Source organism: Mesorhizobium kamtschaticum, from assembly GCF_056174585.1.
On record NZ_CM149691.1, the window covers coordinates 3570722 to 3584535 of the forward strand.

Annotated in this window: 10 protein-coding genes; 9 read left to right on the forward strand and 1 reads right to left on the reverse strand. The window is 65.7% G+C overall.

Features of this window, described 5'->3' with window-relative positions; genetic code table 11:
* Positions 1-58 precede the first annotated feature (58 nt).
* The 9 genes from AC0V7N_RS17680 to AC0V7N_RS17720 all read left to right on the forward strand — a co-directional run bounded on the left by AC0V7N_RS17680 (position 59) and on the right by AC0V7N_RS17720 (position 13473).
* Complete coding sequence (locus AC0V7N_RS17680; RefSeq protein ID WP_475459795.1) at positions 59-271, forward strand: hypothetical protein; 213 nt, start codon at positions 59-61, stop codon at positions 269-271.
* A complete protein-coding gene (locus AC0V7N_RS17685) occupies positions 252-1406 on the forward strand; it encodes an efflux RND transporter periplasmic adaptor subunit (protein WP_475459798.1) in 1155 nt (384 codons plus the stop codon). Before AC0V7N_RS17680 ends, AC0V7N_RS17685 begins: the two co-directional genes overlap by 20 nt.
* Positions 1403-4552 (forward strand): efflux RND transporter permease subunit, encoded by a 3150-nt coding sequence (locus AC0V7N_RS17690; RefSeq protein WP_496627987.1) that lies wholly within the window; start codon positions 1403-1405, stop codon positions 4550-4552. Before AC0V7N_RS17685 ends, AC0V7N_RS17690 begins: the two co-directional genes overlap by 4 nt.
* Positions 4536-5795: an efflux RND transporter periplasmic adaptor subunit gene (locus AC0V7N_RS17695; RefSeq protein WP_475459803.1), complete on the forward strand. Its 1260-nt coding sequence runs from the start codon at positions 4536-4538 to the stop codon at positions 5793-5795. Before AC0V7N_RS17690 ends, AC0V7N_RS17695 begins: the two co-directional genes overlap by 17 nt.
* A 3-nt stretch (positions 5796-5798) precedes the next feature.
* Entirely contained in the window at positions 5799-8954 is a 3156-nt protein-coding gene (locus AC0V7N_RS17700; RefSeq protein WP_475459806.1) for an efflux RND transporter permease subunit, read from the forward strand.
* An 11-nt stretch (positions 8955-8965) separates the two neighbouring features.
* Entirely contained in the window at positions 8966-10459 is a 1494-nt protein-coding gene (locus AC0V7N_RS17705; protein ID WP_475459810.1) for an efflux transporter outer membrane subunit, read from the forward strand.
* A 58-nt stretch (positions 10460-10517) separates the two neighbouring features.
* Positions 10518-11204 carry an aspartyl/asparaginyl beta-hydroxylase domain-containing protein gene (locus AC0V7N_RS17710; protein WP_475459812.1) on the forward strand — a complete coding sequence of 229 codons (687 nt, stop codon included), beginning with the start codon at positions 10518-10520 and terminating at the stop codon, positions 11202-11204.
* Between the two features lie 119 nt (positions 11205-11323).
* Positions 11324-12409 carry a histidine kinase dimerization/phosphoacceptor domain -containing protein gene (locus AC0V7N_RS17715; RefSeq protein WP_496627989.1) on the forward strand — a complete coding sequence of 362 codons (1086 nt, stop codon included), beginning with the start codon at positions 11324-11326 and terminating at the stop codon, positions 12407-12409.
* A 182-nt stretch (positions 12410-12591) separates the two neighbouring features.
* Positions 12592-13473 carry an EamA family transporter gene (locus tag AC0V7N_RS17720; protein WP_475459815.1) on the forward strand — a complete coding sequence of 294 codons (882 nt, stop codon included), beginning with the start codon at positions 12592-12594 and terminating at the stop codon, positions 13471-13473.
* A 25-nt stretch (positions 13474-13498) separates the two neighbouring features.
* On the opposite strand, the gene AC0V7N_RS17725 is transcribed toward AC0V7N_RS17720, so the two are convergent.
* The gene (locus tag AC0V7N_RS17725) at positions 13499-13786 is read right to left on the reverse strand and encodes a hypothetical protein (protein ID WP_475459817.1); all 288 of its coding nucleotides are present in this window, start codon (positions 13784-13786) and stop codon (positions 13499-13501) included.
* Between the last annotated feature and the right edge of the window lie 28 nt (positions 13787-13814).

Below are 13814 nucleotides of genomic sequence, written 5' to 3' on the forward strand. Positions count from 1 at the left end.
GGGATGGCGGCATGTCCGCCATCCCACCGTTCAAATCATCCAAAATGGAAGCACGGCAATGTGGGAAGCCATGATGATGCTGCGGCTGATCGCATCGGTCACCCCAAGATTCTCGCTCGGCCAGCGCGCCAGCCATGCCGCCACGCTGCCGGCCCTGCCGGCCGATACGCTGAAGGGCGCGGTGCGCCTGAGTTTTGCCGCCTGGCGCCTGTCGCTGCCGGTTTCGCAGCAGCCCAACGGCCACGGACATCATGACCGCAAGATCGCGTAAGACCTATCTTGTCCTGGCGGGTGTGCTGATCGTCCTGGTCGCCATGGCGGCGCTCACGGCCCATGGGCGCGGCGCGGCCGAACCCGCCGCGCAGGCTCCTGTGGCGCCGCGGGCCAGCCTGACGGTTGCGGTCGAAAAGGTGCGCTCCGAGGCAATCGCCTCGTCGATCAGCGCCACCGGCACCATCGCCGCCTGGCAGGAAGCGACTGTCGGCGCCGAGACGTCCAGCCTCAAATTGACCGAAGTGCTTGTAAGCGAAGGCGACCATGTGCGGGCCGGCGATGTCGTCGCCCGGCTCGACGCCTGGGTGCTCAAGGCACAGCTGGCCGAGCAGAAGGCCGCGGTCGACCAGGCCCAGGCGACGCTGGACAGCGCCGTATCCGCTGCGGGCCGCGCCGACAGGCTGCTGGCCAGCAAGGCAATCAGCGCCGAGACGGCGGAAGACAAGGCGACCGCCGTCAAGACCGGCCGGGCCTCGGTAGAGCAGGCCAGGGCCGCCGCTGAGCGGCTACAGGCCGAGCTCGACCAGGCGACCATCCTCGCGCCCTTCGACGGCGTCGTCTCCAACCGGCCGGCGGTTGCCGGCTCGATCGTCCAGGCCGGCACCGAGCTGATGAAGATCATCCGCGACGGCAGGCTGGAGGTCGGCGTGCTTGTCCCCGAAAAGGACCTGCCGGCGATTTCGGTCGGGCAGGCGGCCAGCGTCGTCGACGCTTCGGGCCGGACTTTTTCCGGCAGCGTCTCTTCGATCGCGCAGACGGTCAGTTCGACGACGCGGCTCGCCACCGTCTATGTCGCGCTCGGCGAAGGATCGGGCCTGAAACCCGGCATGTTCGCCCGCGTCTCGATCGCGGGTGCGGCCTCGCAAAGCCTCAGCGTCGCCGAGGCCGCCCTGGTCTGGCAGGACGGCAAGCCGATGGTTTTCGTGGTCGACGCCGCCGGCAAGGCCGCCGCGCGCGCCGTCACCATCGGCGCGCACCAGAACGGCCGCGTCGCCATCGAAAGCGGGCTGTCCGAAGGCGACAGCGTCGTTGTCGCCGGCGCCGGCTTCCTCAGTGACGGCAATCTGGTGCGTATCGCCGAGGCGCAAGCTGGCACTGACGCCGCCGGCAAGGTGACGGAGGCGGCGCGATGAACGCCATTTCCTCCTGGTCGATCCGCAACCCGGTGCCGACCATCGTTTTGTTCCTGTCGCTGACCATTGCCGGCCTCTACGGATTTATGCAGCTGCGCACCAACAACATGCCCGACATCGACCTGCCGACAGTCACCGTCACCGTCTCGCAGCCGGGCGCGGCACCCAGCGAAATGGAAGTGCAGGTGGCGCGGGTGATCGAGAACGCCGTGGCGACGCTCGAAGGCGTCGACGACGTCTCGACCTCGATCAGCGAGGGCTCGTCCGTCACCACGGTCGAGTTTACGCTCGGCACCGATCCCGAGACCGCCACCAACGATGTCCGCAACGCCGTGTCCGAAGTGCAGTCGAGCCTGCCGGCGGCGGCGCAGACGCCTGTCGTGGCCAAGATGAGCGCGACCGGCAATTCAGTGCTGACCTATGTCGTCGAGGCGCCCGCAATGTCGCCGGACGCGTTGAGCTGGTACATCGACAATGATGTCGCCAAGGCGCTGCTCGGCGTCGACGGCGTCTCCAAGATCACCCGTTCGGGCGGCGTCGACCGCGTCATCCGCGTTGAGCTCGATCCGGACCGTCTGGCCGCGCTCGGCATCAGCGCCGGCGATGTCAGCCAGAAGCTTGCCTCCAACAATGTCAACCAGCCGGGCGGCCGCACCAGCGTCGGCGGCCAGGAGCAATCGGTGCGCACGCTGGCCAGTGCCGGAACCGTCGAGGCGCTGGCCGACACCCGCATCGCGCTGTCGGGCGCCGGCGGCGTCAAGCTCTCGGATCTCGGCAGGGTGGTCGACAGCTGGGAAAAGCCGCGCCAGGCCGCCTATCTCGACGGCAGGCAGGTCGTCGCCTTCAACGTCTACAGGTCGGTCGGGTCGAGCGAGATCGACGTGGTCAAGGCCGCGCGCGCCGCGATCGCCGGGATCGGTGCGAAGACCGACACCGCGAAATTCACCGAAGTCACCTCGTCCTCCGGCTTCGTCCAGGAAAGCTATGACGCAGCATTCGAGGCGCTATGGCTCGGCGCGCTGCTCGCCATCGGCGTCGTCTGGCTGTTCCTGCGCGACATCAGGGCGACGCTGGTCTCGGCGGTCGCCATGCCGCTGTCCTTGATCCCAACCTTCGCCGTCATGGCGGCGTTCGACATTTCGCTCAACAACATCACCTTGCTGGCGCTGTCGCTAGTGGTCGGCATCCTCGTCGACGACGCCATCGTCGAGATCGAGAACATCGTGCGCCACATGCGCCAAACCGGCGCCAGCGCCTACCAGGCGGCGATCGAGGCCGCCGACGAGATCGGGCTTGCCGTGGTGGCGACCACGGCGACCATTGTCGCGGTGTTCCTGCCGGTCGCCTTCATGCCTGGCATTCCCGGAAAATTCTTCTTTTCCTTCGCGGTCGCCGTCTGCGTGTCGGTGCTGTTTTCGCTGCTGGTGGCGCGCATGCTCACCCCGCTGATGGGCGCCTATCTGGTGCGCGCCGGCGGCCACAGCGAGGACGATATGCCGGCCTGGGTGCCGACCTATCTCTGGCTGCTGCGCAAGGCGCTCGACCATCGCTGGATCACGCTTGTCGCGGGCATCGCCTTCTTCGCCGGTTCGCTGGCGCTGGCAACCAAGCTGCCGACCGAATTCATGGCGGCGACCGACCGCGGCCGCTCGATGATCTCGGTCGAGCTGCAGCCGGGGTCGACGATCGAACAGACGACCGCCGTCGTCCAGGACATCACCAGGCGCTTGAAGGACGAGCCGGCCGTCGACAGCATCTTTGCCACGATCGGTACCGCAGCCGCCTCGGGCGGCGGGCCGAACCGTGGGTCGACCTCCGCGGAGGTGCGCAGCGCCAATGTCACCGTCAATCTGAAGCCGCGCGGCGAGCGCAGCGTCAGCCAGCAGCAGTTCGAGGCCGAGACCTCACCGAAGCTCAACGATATTCCGGGCGCCCGCATCCAGTTCGGCGCCGACGGTTTTGCCGGCGCCAAGGTGGCGATCACGCTGGTCGGCGACGATGGCGAGGCGCTGCAGAAGGCGAGCGATGCGCTGATCGATGGAATGAAGTCGGTGCCCGGCCTCATCAATCCGACCTCGACGGCGGCGACGACCAAGCCGGAGCTCATCGTGCGCCCGGACAGCGCCAGGGCAGCCGAGCTTGGCGTGACACCGACCGAGATCGCGTCGACGGTGAAGATCGCCACCATAGGCGACACCGACACCAGCCTGGCCAAGTTCAATCTCGGCGACCGCCAGGTTTCCATCATCGTCACCTTGCCCGACGGCGCCATCGACGATCCGGCGAAACTGGCCGTCCTGCCGCTGATCGGCAGCAAGGGCACGGTGCCGCTCGGTGCGGTCGCCGATATCGGCTTCAATGCCGGGCCAAACAGCATCACAAGGGTGGGGCGCAGCCGCAGCGCCACCGTCGAGGCGGATCTTTCCGGTCTGACGCTCGGCCAGGCGACCGCTTCCATCCATGCCTTGCCGGCGATGCGCAACCTGCCGGCCGGCGTGCATGAGCTGGCGCGCGGCGACGTGGCGCGCATGCAGGAGCTGTTTTCGGGCTTTGCCACCGCGATCGCCGCCGGCATTTTGCTGATGTACCTGACGCTGGTGCTGCTGTTTCGCGGTTTCGTGCAGCCGGTGACCATCCTGGTCGCGTTGCCGCTGTCGGTCGGCGGCGCGCTCGGCTTCATGCTGATTACCGGCAAGGCGCTTGGCATATCGCCGCTGATCGGGATATTGATGCTGATGGGCATTGCGGCCAAGAACTCGATCCTGCTTGTCGAGTACGCCCTGGTCGCCGAGAAGGAGCGTGGCATGAGCCGCTTCGACGCACTGCTCGACGCCGCCCGCAAGCGGGCACGGCCCATCGTCATGACCTCGATCGCCATGGGCGCCGGCATGCTGCCGATCGCGCTCGGCATCGGCGCCGACGCCGAAACGCGGGCGCCGATGGCGATCGCCGTGATCGGCGGGCTCATCTCCTCGACCGTGCTCAGCCTCGTCTACGTTCCGGTCGTCTATACCTTCATGGACGACATCCAGCGCTTCCTCGGCCGGCATCTCGCCCGGCTCCTGGTGGAGCGATCCGATCCCGACAGCCAGACGGCGACCGCAACTCCAGCGAAAGATCATCCAGGCCATGTTTATCCAGTCTAGCTCGTCTTCCCTGCCGGTTCGCCGGCTCGCGGCGATACTCGTCACCACGGTTCTTCTGGCGGCCTGTTCGCAGGAGGGGAGCAAAGCTCCCGCCGGCATGGCCGGTGCAAGCAAACCGGAAGTCGGCGTCGTCACGCTGCATCCGCAATCGGTGGCGATCACGGCCGAACTGCCGGGACGCACGTCAGCCTCGCTCACCGCCGATGTGCGCCCGCAGGTCAACGGCATCATCCAGGCGCGGCTGTTCAAGGAGGGCAGCGAGGTGGTGGTCGGGCAGCCGCTCTACCTCATCGATCCGGCGAGCTACCAGGCCGCCTATGACAGCGCGCAGGCAGCCCAGCAGAAGGCCGAAGCGGCGGTGCCGACGGCGCAAGCCAAGTTCGACCGCTATGCCGGCTTGTTGAAGCAGAACGTTGTTTCCAAACAGGATTATGACGATGCCGCGGCAACATTGGCCCAGGCCAATGCGGATGTGGCGTCCGCCAAGGCCAGTGTCGAAACCGCGCGCATCAATCTCGACTACACCAAGATCACCGCGCCGATCGCCGGCCGCATCGACAAGTCGTCGCTGACGCCAGGCGCCCTGGTCACCGCCAATCAGGACACCTTGCTCACCACCATCCGTTCGCTCGATCCGATCAATGTCGACGTCACGCAGTCGAGCACCAATTTGCTCAATCTGCGCCAGGCGATCAACGAGGGCCGGCTGAAGTTCAGTGGCCCCAATGTCAGCGTCAAGCTGAAGCTCGAGAACGGAACCATCTACACGCAGACCGGCAAGCTGGAATTCGCCGGCGCCAATGTCGACCAGACGACAGGCACTTTCGCCCTGCGGGCCGAGTTCCCCAATCCCGATCGCCTGCTTTTGCCGGGCATGTATGTGCGGGCGCTGGTCGAGGAGGGCGTCGCCCAGAACAGTTTCCTGGTGCCGCAGCGCGGCGTCACCCGCAACACCAAGGGCGAGGCGACCGCCATGGTCATCAACGCGCAGGGCAAGGTCGAGACCCGCGTGCTCGCTGTGCGCAACAGCGTCGGCAACAACTGGCTGGTGGATTCCGGCGTCGGCGATGGCGACCGCGTCATCGTCGAGGGCTTGCAACTGGTGCGCCCCGGCGGCGACGCGACGGGTGTCGAAGTGACGATCGACGAGACGACCGGCGAGGTGAAGGACCGGGCGCAAACGTCTTCGTCCGTATCTTCCACGCCCAAAATGGCCGATAGCGGCCAGTCGACCGGGAACTGAGCGATGTCAGCATTCTTCATCAACCGGCCGATCTTCGCCTGGGTGATCGCCATCGTGATCATGCTGGGCGGCCTGCTCGCGCTGACCACGCTGCCGATCTCGCAATATCCGCAGATCGCGCCGACCACGGTCAACATCAGCGCCACCTATCCGGGCGCCGATGCGCAAACGGTCGAGAATTCGGTGACCAAGGTCATCGAGCAAGGCATGACCGGCATCGACAATCTCGACTATATGACGGCGACCTCGACCTCGACCGGTGCGGCCACGATCACGCTGACCTTCACCAGTGCGGCCGATCCCGACACCGCTCAGGTGCAGACGCAGAACAAGCTGCAGCTGGTGCAGTCGCAGCTGCCGCAGGTGGTGCAGAGCAACGGCATCACCGTCTCCAAATCCTCGACCGGCTTCCTGATGGTCATCGGCTTCGTCTCCAGCGACGGCAAGATGAACTCGACCGATCTTGCCGACTATGTCGACTCGACCATCAACGACACGCTGAAGCGCGTCGAAGGCGTCGGCTCGACGCAGTTGTTCGGCTCCAGCTATGCCATGCGCATCTGGCTCGATCCCGACAAGCTCGCCAAATATACGCTGATGCCGAGCGACGTGGCCTCGGCGATCGAGGCGCAGAACACGCAGGTCTCGGCCGGCCAGCTCGGCGGCATGCCGCAACGCAAGGGCCAGCAGCTCAACGCCACGGTGACGGCCAAGAGCCGGCTGCAGACCGCCGAACAGTTCCGCAACATCATCCTGAAGAGCCAGACCGATGGTTCGCTGGTTCGCCTCAACGACGTCGCCACCGTCGAGCTCGGCGCCGAAAGCTATACGACGGCGGCCAGATACAATGGCCAGCCAGCGGCCGGCGTCGCCGTCAACCTCGCCACCGGCGCCAACGCCATCAGCACGGCGGAAGCGGTGCGCACGACGATCAACCGGCTGAGCTCGACCTTCCCGCAAGGCGTCGAGGTCGTCTACCCCTACGACACCTCGCCCTTCGTGCGGCTGTCGATCGAGGAGGTGGTCAAGACGCTGGCCGAGGCGATCGTGCTGGTGTTCCTGGTGATGTTCATCTTCCTGCAGAATCTGCGGGCGACCATCATCCCGACCATCGCCGTGCCGGTGGTGCTGCTTGGCACGTTCGGCGTGCTCTCCTTTTTCGGCTATTCGGTCAACACGCTGACCATGTTCGCCATGGTGCTGGCCATCGGCCTTCTGGTCGACGACGCCATCGTCGTGGTCGAGAATGTCGAGCGCGTCATGCAGGAGGAAGATCTGTCGCCTAAGGAGGCGACGCGAAAATCGATGAACGAGATCACCGGCGCGCTGGTCGGCATTGCCACCGTGCTGTCGGCCGTGTTCGTGCCGATGGCCTTCTTCGGCGGCTCGACCGGCATCATCTACCGGCAGTTTTCGGTGACCATCGTCTCGGCCATGGTGCTGTCCGTTCTGGTGGCACTGGTGCTGACGCCGGCATTGTGCGCGACGATCCTGCGGCGGCCCAAGGACCATGCCACGCAGACCGGCCCGTTCGGCTGGTTCAACCGCGTCTTCGACCGCGGCACGACGGCCTATCGCGACGGCTCGCACGGCATCATCAACCGATCCTGGCGCTTCCTCGCCGTGTTCCTCGCCATCGTCATCGCCATGGGCTGGATGTTTGCCCGGCTGCCGAGCTCGTTCTTGCCGGAAGAGGACCAGGGCATCCTGATCACCAGCGTGTCGCTGCCGGTCGGCGCGACGCAGGACCGGACCGAGCGTGTGCTGGCTGAGGTGACCGACCACTATCTCAAGGACGAAAAGGACGCTGTCCAGGGCGTCTTCACCGCTTCCGGCTTCGGCTTCGGCGGCGCCGGGCAGAATGTCGGCATTGCCTTCGTGCCGCTGAAGGAATTCAGCCAGCGCTCATCGCCGGCCCTGGCGGCGCAAGCGGTCGCCCGCCGCGCCATGGGTGCCTTCTCCAAGATCAGGGATGCGCAGGTCTTCGCGCTTGCCCCGCCCGCGATCCAGGGTTTTGGCAACACCAACGGCTTCGATTTCTACCTGCAGGACGTCAACGGTGCCGGCCATGATGCGCTGATCCAGACGCGCAACCAGCTTCTGGGCCTCGCGGCACAGAGCAAGCTGCTCACCGCCACAAGGCCCAACGGCCAGGAGGACCAGCCACAATTCTCGATCGATATCGACCAGGAAAAGGCCAGCGCGCTCGGCGTCAGCCTCGCCGACATCAACAACACGCTGTCGAGCGCCTGGGGCAGCGACTACGTCAATGACTTCATCGATCGCGGCCGGGTGAAGCCGGTCTATATGCAGTCGGACGCGAACTTCCGCATGCAGCCGGAAGATCTGGACAAATGGCAGGTGCGCAATGCCAGCGGCGCCATGGTGCCGTTCTCTGCCTTCGCCTCCAGCCATTGGACCTTCGGTTCGCCGCGGCTTGAACGCTACAATGGTTCGGCGGCGGTCGAGATCCAGGGCGCGGCGGCCACGGGTGTGAGTTCCGGTGCGGCGATGGACGAGATCGACAGGCTGGTGGCGCAACTGCCGGCCGGATATTCGCATGAATGGACCGGGCTGTCGCACCAGGAACGGCTTTCGGGCAACCAGGCGCTGTCGCTCTATGCGATTTCGGCGCTGGTCGTGTTCCTGTGCCTGGCGGCGCTTTATGAGAGCTGGTCGATCCCGTTCGCGGTCATGCTGTCGGTGCCGATCGGCATCTTCGGCGCACTCGCGGCGGCGACCCTCTTCGGCCAGACCAACGACGTCTATTTCAAGGTCGGCCTGCTGACGACGATCGGGCTGGCCGCCAAGAACGCCATCCTCATCGTCGAGTTCGCCATCGAGCGGCAGGCGGCCGGCATGGGGCTGGTCGAGGCGACGCTGGAGGCGGCGCGACAACGATTGCGACCGATCCTGATGACGTCGCTGGCCTTCATCCTCGGCGTCACGCCGCTCGCCATCGCCAGCGGCGCCGGTTCAGGCGCGCAGAACTCGGTCGGCATCGGCGTCATGGGCGGCATGATCGCGGCGACGGTGATCGGCGTCTTTTTGGTGCCGCTATTGTTCGTAACGGTGCGACGGATCTTCAAGGGCAGGGTGGCCAAGCCCGACATTGGGCAAGACACGGACGAGAAGCCGGCGACAGCCAACCAGCAATAAGGACATTTCCCATGACAGGTTTTGAACGTGGCCCTGTGGCCGCGGGGCGGCTCATTGTGCCCATGATTACGGCTGTTTTGCTCAGCGGATGCGTTGTCGGCCCGGATTACCAGTCGCCCATCCTGCCGATGCCGGCAAACTGGAGCGGTGAGAAGCCGACGAAATCCGTCCAGCCGGCGCAGCTGTCGCAATGGTGGCAGCGCCTGCGCGATCCGCAGCTCAACACGCTTGTCGAGGAAGCCGTCGCCGGCAATCTCGACGTCGCCACCGCCAAGGCCAAGATCCGCGAGGCGCGCGCCAGCTATCGCCAGAGCGCCGGCACGTTGCTGCCATCCGTGGACGGCTCCGGCTCGGTCACCCGCAACAAGTCGGCTGATACGACGACGGGCAGCAACGCCATCTATAGCGAATACCAGGCCGGCTTCGATGCCAGCTGGGAGCTCGACCTGTTCGGCGCCAACCGCAGGGGTGTCGAGGCCGCGCGCTACGGCGTCGACGCGTCCGAAGAAGAGCTGCGCTCGACACTGCTTACCCTGGTCGGCGATGTCGCGTCCTATTACACCCAGGCGCGCGGCTACCAGGCCCGCATCGCGCTTGCCCGGCGTTCGGCCGCCTCGCAACGGCAGACCGCCGAATTGACCCGCACAATGGCACTCGCCGGTACGGCAACCGCCGCCGATGTCGCCAAGGCGATGGGGCAGGCGGCCAGCACCGAGGCCGCGGTGCCGACGCTGGAGGCAAGCTATGCCGAGGCGGTGCATCGTCTGTCGGTGCTCACCGGCCGGCCGCCGGCAGCACTCGCCGAGCGGCTGAAGCGCAGCAAGCCGATCCCGACGCCGCGCCTGCCGATGCCGACCGGGATTCCGGCCGACATCCTGCTTTCGCGCCCGGATGTGCGCATGGCCGAGCGGCAATATGCGCAATACACCGCCAAGGTCGGCCAGGCCGAGGCGGCACGCTACCCCTCGGTCAGCCTGACGGGAAACATCAGCACGGCGGCGCTCAATCTCGGCGATCTCGGCAAGAATTCGTCGATCGGCTGGTCTTTCGGGCCGTCGCTCAGCGTGCCGCTGTTCAACGCGGGCCAGCTGCAGGCGGCCGCCGATGTCGCCCGGGCGCAGCGCGATCAGTATTTCATCGCCTACCGCGCCTCGGTGCTGACCGCGCTCGAGGATGTCGAGAATGCGCTGGTGCTGATGGCGCAGGAGCGCATCCGGATCAGCAAGCTTGCTTCGTCGGCGAAATCCTATGGCGAGGCGGCGAACCTCGAGGGCACGCTCTACAAGGCCGGCGAGACCAGCCTTCTCGATGTCCTCGACGCCCAGCGCTCGCTCTATTCGGCCGAGGATTCACTGCTGCAAAGCCGCGTCCTTTTGGCGACCAACTACATCGCCCTCAACAAGGCGCTCGGCGGTGGCTGGGATGGCACGGTCGACAGCTCAAAGCCCGAGATCGCCGACGTCAAGACCGGGCCACGGCTGGCGGGGCAGCTCACGACGCAATGAACAAAATGTGTGACCAGAACCAGCGACCGTCCGCTTATAATGGCGTGGAGGCCATGAGATGTCCCGTACCTACGATCTTGCATCCGATGTGATCCGGCGTGTCTACGAAAAGCGGATAGACGCGCCGGCGATCCTCGATACCGCCACCGAATTTCCGAACGCGGCGAAATTCACTCATGCCTGGCGCGACATCCGCGACGAGGCGCTTGGCGTGCATCTGGGCAAGGTCCCGCGCTTCCACGACATCATGCCGGAGCAGGCCGATATCTCGGCCAATGACGGCCTTGACTGGCGCATGTTCGTGCTCAAGGCCTATGACATGGCGGTGCCGGAGAACCTCGCGCGGATGCCGGTTCTCAGCCGCTTGCTTGCCGAATGCCCGGAAGTCAAATCGGCGGCTATTTCGTTCCTCGCGCCGCGCAAGCACATACCCAGTCATCGCGGACCTTTCCGCGGCATCATGCGGTTTCACCTTGGCCTGGTCATCCCGCGGCAGGCCGATGGCCGCCCGGCGACCATCATGATGATCAACCATCAGGAGAAACGGATCACCGATGGCGAAGGTATGCTGTGGGACGACACCTACCCGCACGAGGTGATGAACAACGCCGATGAAGCCCGGATCGCCTTGCTGCTGGATGTCTGGCGGCCGGGAATGCCCTGGGACATGGAGATGCTGTCCCGGCTGATCGTGCGCGGCGTGCAGGCGGGGATGCGCCGCAGGGGCGTATCGTTCGGCGGCTGATCGGCGGCAGGCGTCTTGGCGGCCTAAGGCGCGCGAAAACGCCTCCTCCTGCATTGGTGATGGCAGGCGCACCCTATCGCTGATACTGATGGCGCCCACGCACAGCACAGGCGCCGCAGATGACATCCGACACACAGAAGGCCGAAGCGGTCGAGCAGTTGCTCGATACGCCGGACCTTGCCAGCGCGCTGGAAAGCGAACAGTTCAAGAAGTTCCTCGACCAGGTGCCGATCGCCATTGCCGTTTCGGACCTCGGCGCGAAGGAGCGCGTCGTCTATGCCAACCCGGAATTCGAGAAACTGTCAGGGCTGAAGGCGGCCAGGCTCGCCCAGAAGCACTGGGCGGCACTTTCCGGCACCGGCCTGCACCAGCAGAAGGATCGCGCGCTGTCCGAAGCGTTGGTCGAGGCGACCGATTTCGTCGGCACGTTCCGGTTGGAGCGGGCGCAGGACACGCCGGCGATCGTCGACGCCTATTCCAACGTCATCGAGGATGACAATGGCAAGGTCTGCTTCCGGCTGGTGGCGCTGGTCGACGTCTCGGCCCATGGCGAGACCGAGGATGCAGGCTCCGTCGAGGAACGCGTGCGTGAGAAAGATACGCTGCTGCGCGAATTGCAGCACCGGGTGAAGAACAATCTGCAGATGATCACCGCGCTGATCCGGCTGGAGACGCGCAACGCCACCGAGCCGGACCAGAAGCGTTTCGAGAGGCTGGCCGGCCGCGTCGACGCGCTGGCCATCCTTTACCAGACACTGTCGGGCGACGATCACAAGGACGAGGTCGATCTCGGCGTGTATCTCAGCCAGATCGCGTCGGCGGTGATGAACTCGCATGCGGTCGAGGGCATTCGCCTCGACATGAAGGTCGATACCTATCCGGTGTCGGTCAACGTCGCCATGCCGACCGGGCTGGTGGTGAACGAGCTTTTGACCAATGCGCTCAAGCATGCCTTCAAAGGGCGCGACGGCGGCACGATCACGCTGCATAGCATCGTCAACGGCGATGGCTGCCGTATTGTCATCGCCGACGACGGCATCGGCCTGCCGGAAGGCGAGACCTGGCCCAAGCCCGGCAAGCTCGGCGCGCTGATCGCCCGTTCGCTGACCGAGAACGCCAAGGCGGAATTCGACGTGAATTCGAGCGCCAACGAGGGCACGCGGGTCACCATCGTCTTCAAGCGCTCTGTTGCCGCCGCCGCTTAGGCAGGTAGCCCCCACCAATACCGTGAATGGCCGGAAGGGTGTTTCCGACTTCCGGACCCATTCCAGCGCTTGCCCCAGCCGACTGTCTTGCCGTGCCTCACGACAGGCCTGCCCGGGGAGGCCATAGCTGCCAGCCATGCCGCCGGTCGCGCTGATGCCCGGCAGGGAAGGATGAAACCAAAGTGACATCGATACCGGTTGCCAGTCGCGAAGCGGCACCCTTGCCCGTCGCGGCGCTGATGGGGGCCATGGTGTCGATCCAGATCGGCGCCACCTTCGCCAAGACGCTGTTCCCACAGATCGGTGCGCAAGGCACGACGACGCTGCGGCTGGTCATCGGCGCGCTGATGCTGATCGCGGTGCTGCGGCCCTGGCAGATGCGGCCGTCGCGCGCCACCTTGCCTTGGCTGGTCGCCTATGGCGTGACGCTCGCCGCGCTCAACCTTTTGTTCTACGCAGCCCTTGCCAGGATACCGCTCGGCGTCGCCGTGGCGCTCGAATTTTCCGGGCCGCTGCTGGTGGCGACGCTGGCCTCGCGGCGCGCCAGCGACTTTGCCTGGATCGCGCTTGCCGTGGCCGGCATCGTGCTGCTCTCGCCCTTCATCCATTCGTTGCAGCCGCTCGACCCCGTGGGCGTGATGCTGGCGCTCGCGGCCGGTGGCTTCTGGGCGCTCTACATCGTGCTCGCGCAGAAGGCGGGCGCCGAGCTTGGCACCCGCACCACCGCCTATGGCATGGCGATCGCCGCCGTGCTGGCGCTACCCTTCGGCGTGGCGCAAGCGGGTATGGGCCTGCTTGCGCCCTCGATCCTGGTCAGCGCGCTGCTCGTCGGCCTGTTTTCGAGCGCATTGCCGTTCTTCCTGGAAATGGTGGCGCTGACCCGCATGCCGGCCCGCATCTACGGCACGCTGACCTGCCTGGAGCCGGGGCTCGGCGCGTTGGCCGGCTTTCTGTTCCTGCATGAGAGCCTGACCCCGCCGCAACTCGCCGGCATCGCCGCCGTCATTGTCGCGGCCGCCGGTACCGCGCTGACCTCGAAGCCGCCGGTGCCTTCGCCGGAGTAGGGGCGGATCTGCCGATTGCGCCGCCCTAGTTGGTGCAGGCCTTGGTTGGATCCGGCTTCCATTCGGCGGCTTCGAGCGGTTTGCCCTCCATGCACATGGTCATTTTGCTGCTGATGGTGCCAGTCACGGTTCCGTAGGTATCGATCGCCGGCTTCGGGCTGGCAGAGGTGATGTCGTAAGTCTTGTCGCCGTCCTGGAGGATGATGCAACCGGCTTCGGTGCCGGCTCTTGCGCAGCCAGATGCCTTGATCTGCTCGGCCTGGGCCGCGCCGAGGCCTTGGGACAATCCTAATACCAGAACGGCAAATGCCATCTTGCCTCGTGCATGCTTCATCGTAGGT

Excerpts from the sequence above, each read along its gene's own strand:
- AC0V7N_RS17680 (WP_475459795.1), top strand. The coding sequence starts at position 59 with ATGTGGGAAGCCATGATGATGCTGCGGCTGATCGCATCGGTCACCCCA.
- AC0V7N_RS17685 (WP_475459798.1), top strand. The coding sequence starts at position 252 with ATGACCGCAAGATCGCGTAAGACCTATCTTGTCCTGGCGGGTGTGCTG.
- AC0V7N_RS17690 (WP_496627987.1), top strand. The coding sequence starts at position 1,403 with ATGAACGCCATTTCCTCCTGGTCGATCCGCAACCCGGTGCCGACCATC.
- AC0V7N_RS17695 (WP_475459803.1), top strand. The coding sequence starts at position 4,536 with ATGTTTATCCAGTCTAGCTCGTCTTCCCTGCCGGTTCGCCGGCTCGCG.
- AC0V7N_RS17700 (WP_475459806.1), top strand. The coding sequence starts at position 5,799 with ATGTCAGCATTCTTCATCAACCGGCCGATCTTCGCCTGGGTGATCGCC.
- AC0V7N_RS17705 (WP_475459810.1), top strand. The coding sequence starts at position 8,966 with ATGACAGGTTTTGAACGTGGCCCTGTGGCCGCGGGGCGGCTCATTGTG.
- AC0V7N_RS17710 (WP_475459812.1), top strand. The coding sequence starts at position 10,518 with ATGTCCCGTACCTACGATCTTGCATCCGATGTGATCCGGCGTGTCTAC.
- AC0V7N_RS17715 (WP_496627989.1), top strand. The coding sequence starts at position 11,324 with ATGACATCCGACACACAGAAGGCCGAAGCGGTCGAGCAGTTGCTCGAT.
- AC0V7N_RS17725 (WP_475459817.1), bottom strand. The coding sequence starts at position 13,786 with ATGGCATTTGCCGTTCTGGTATTAGGATTGTCCCAAGGCCTCGGCGCG.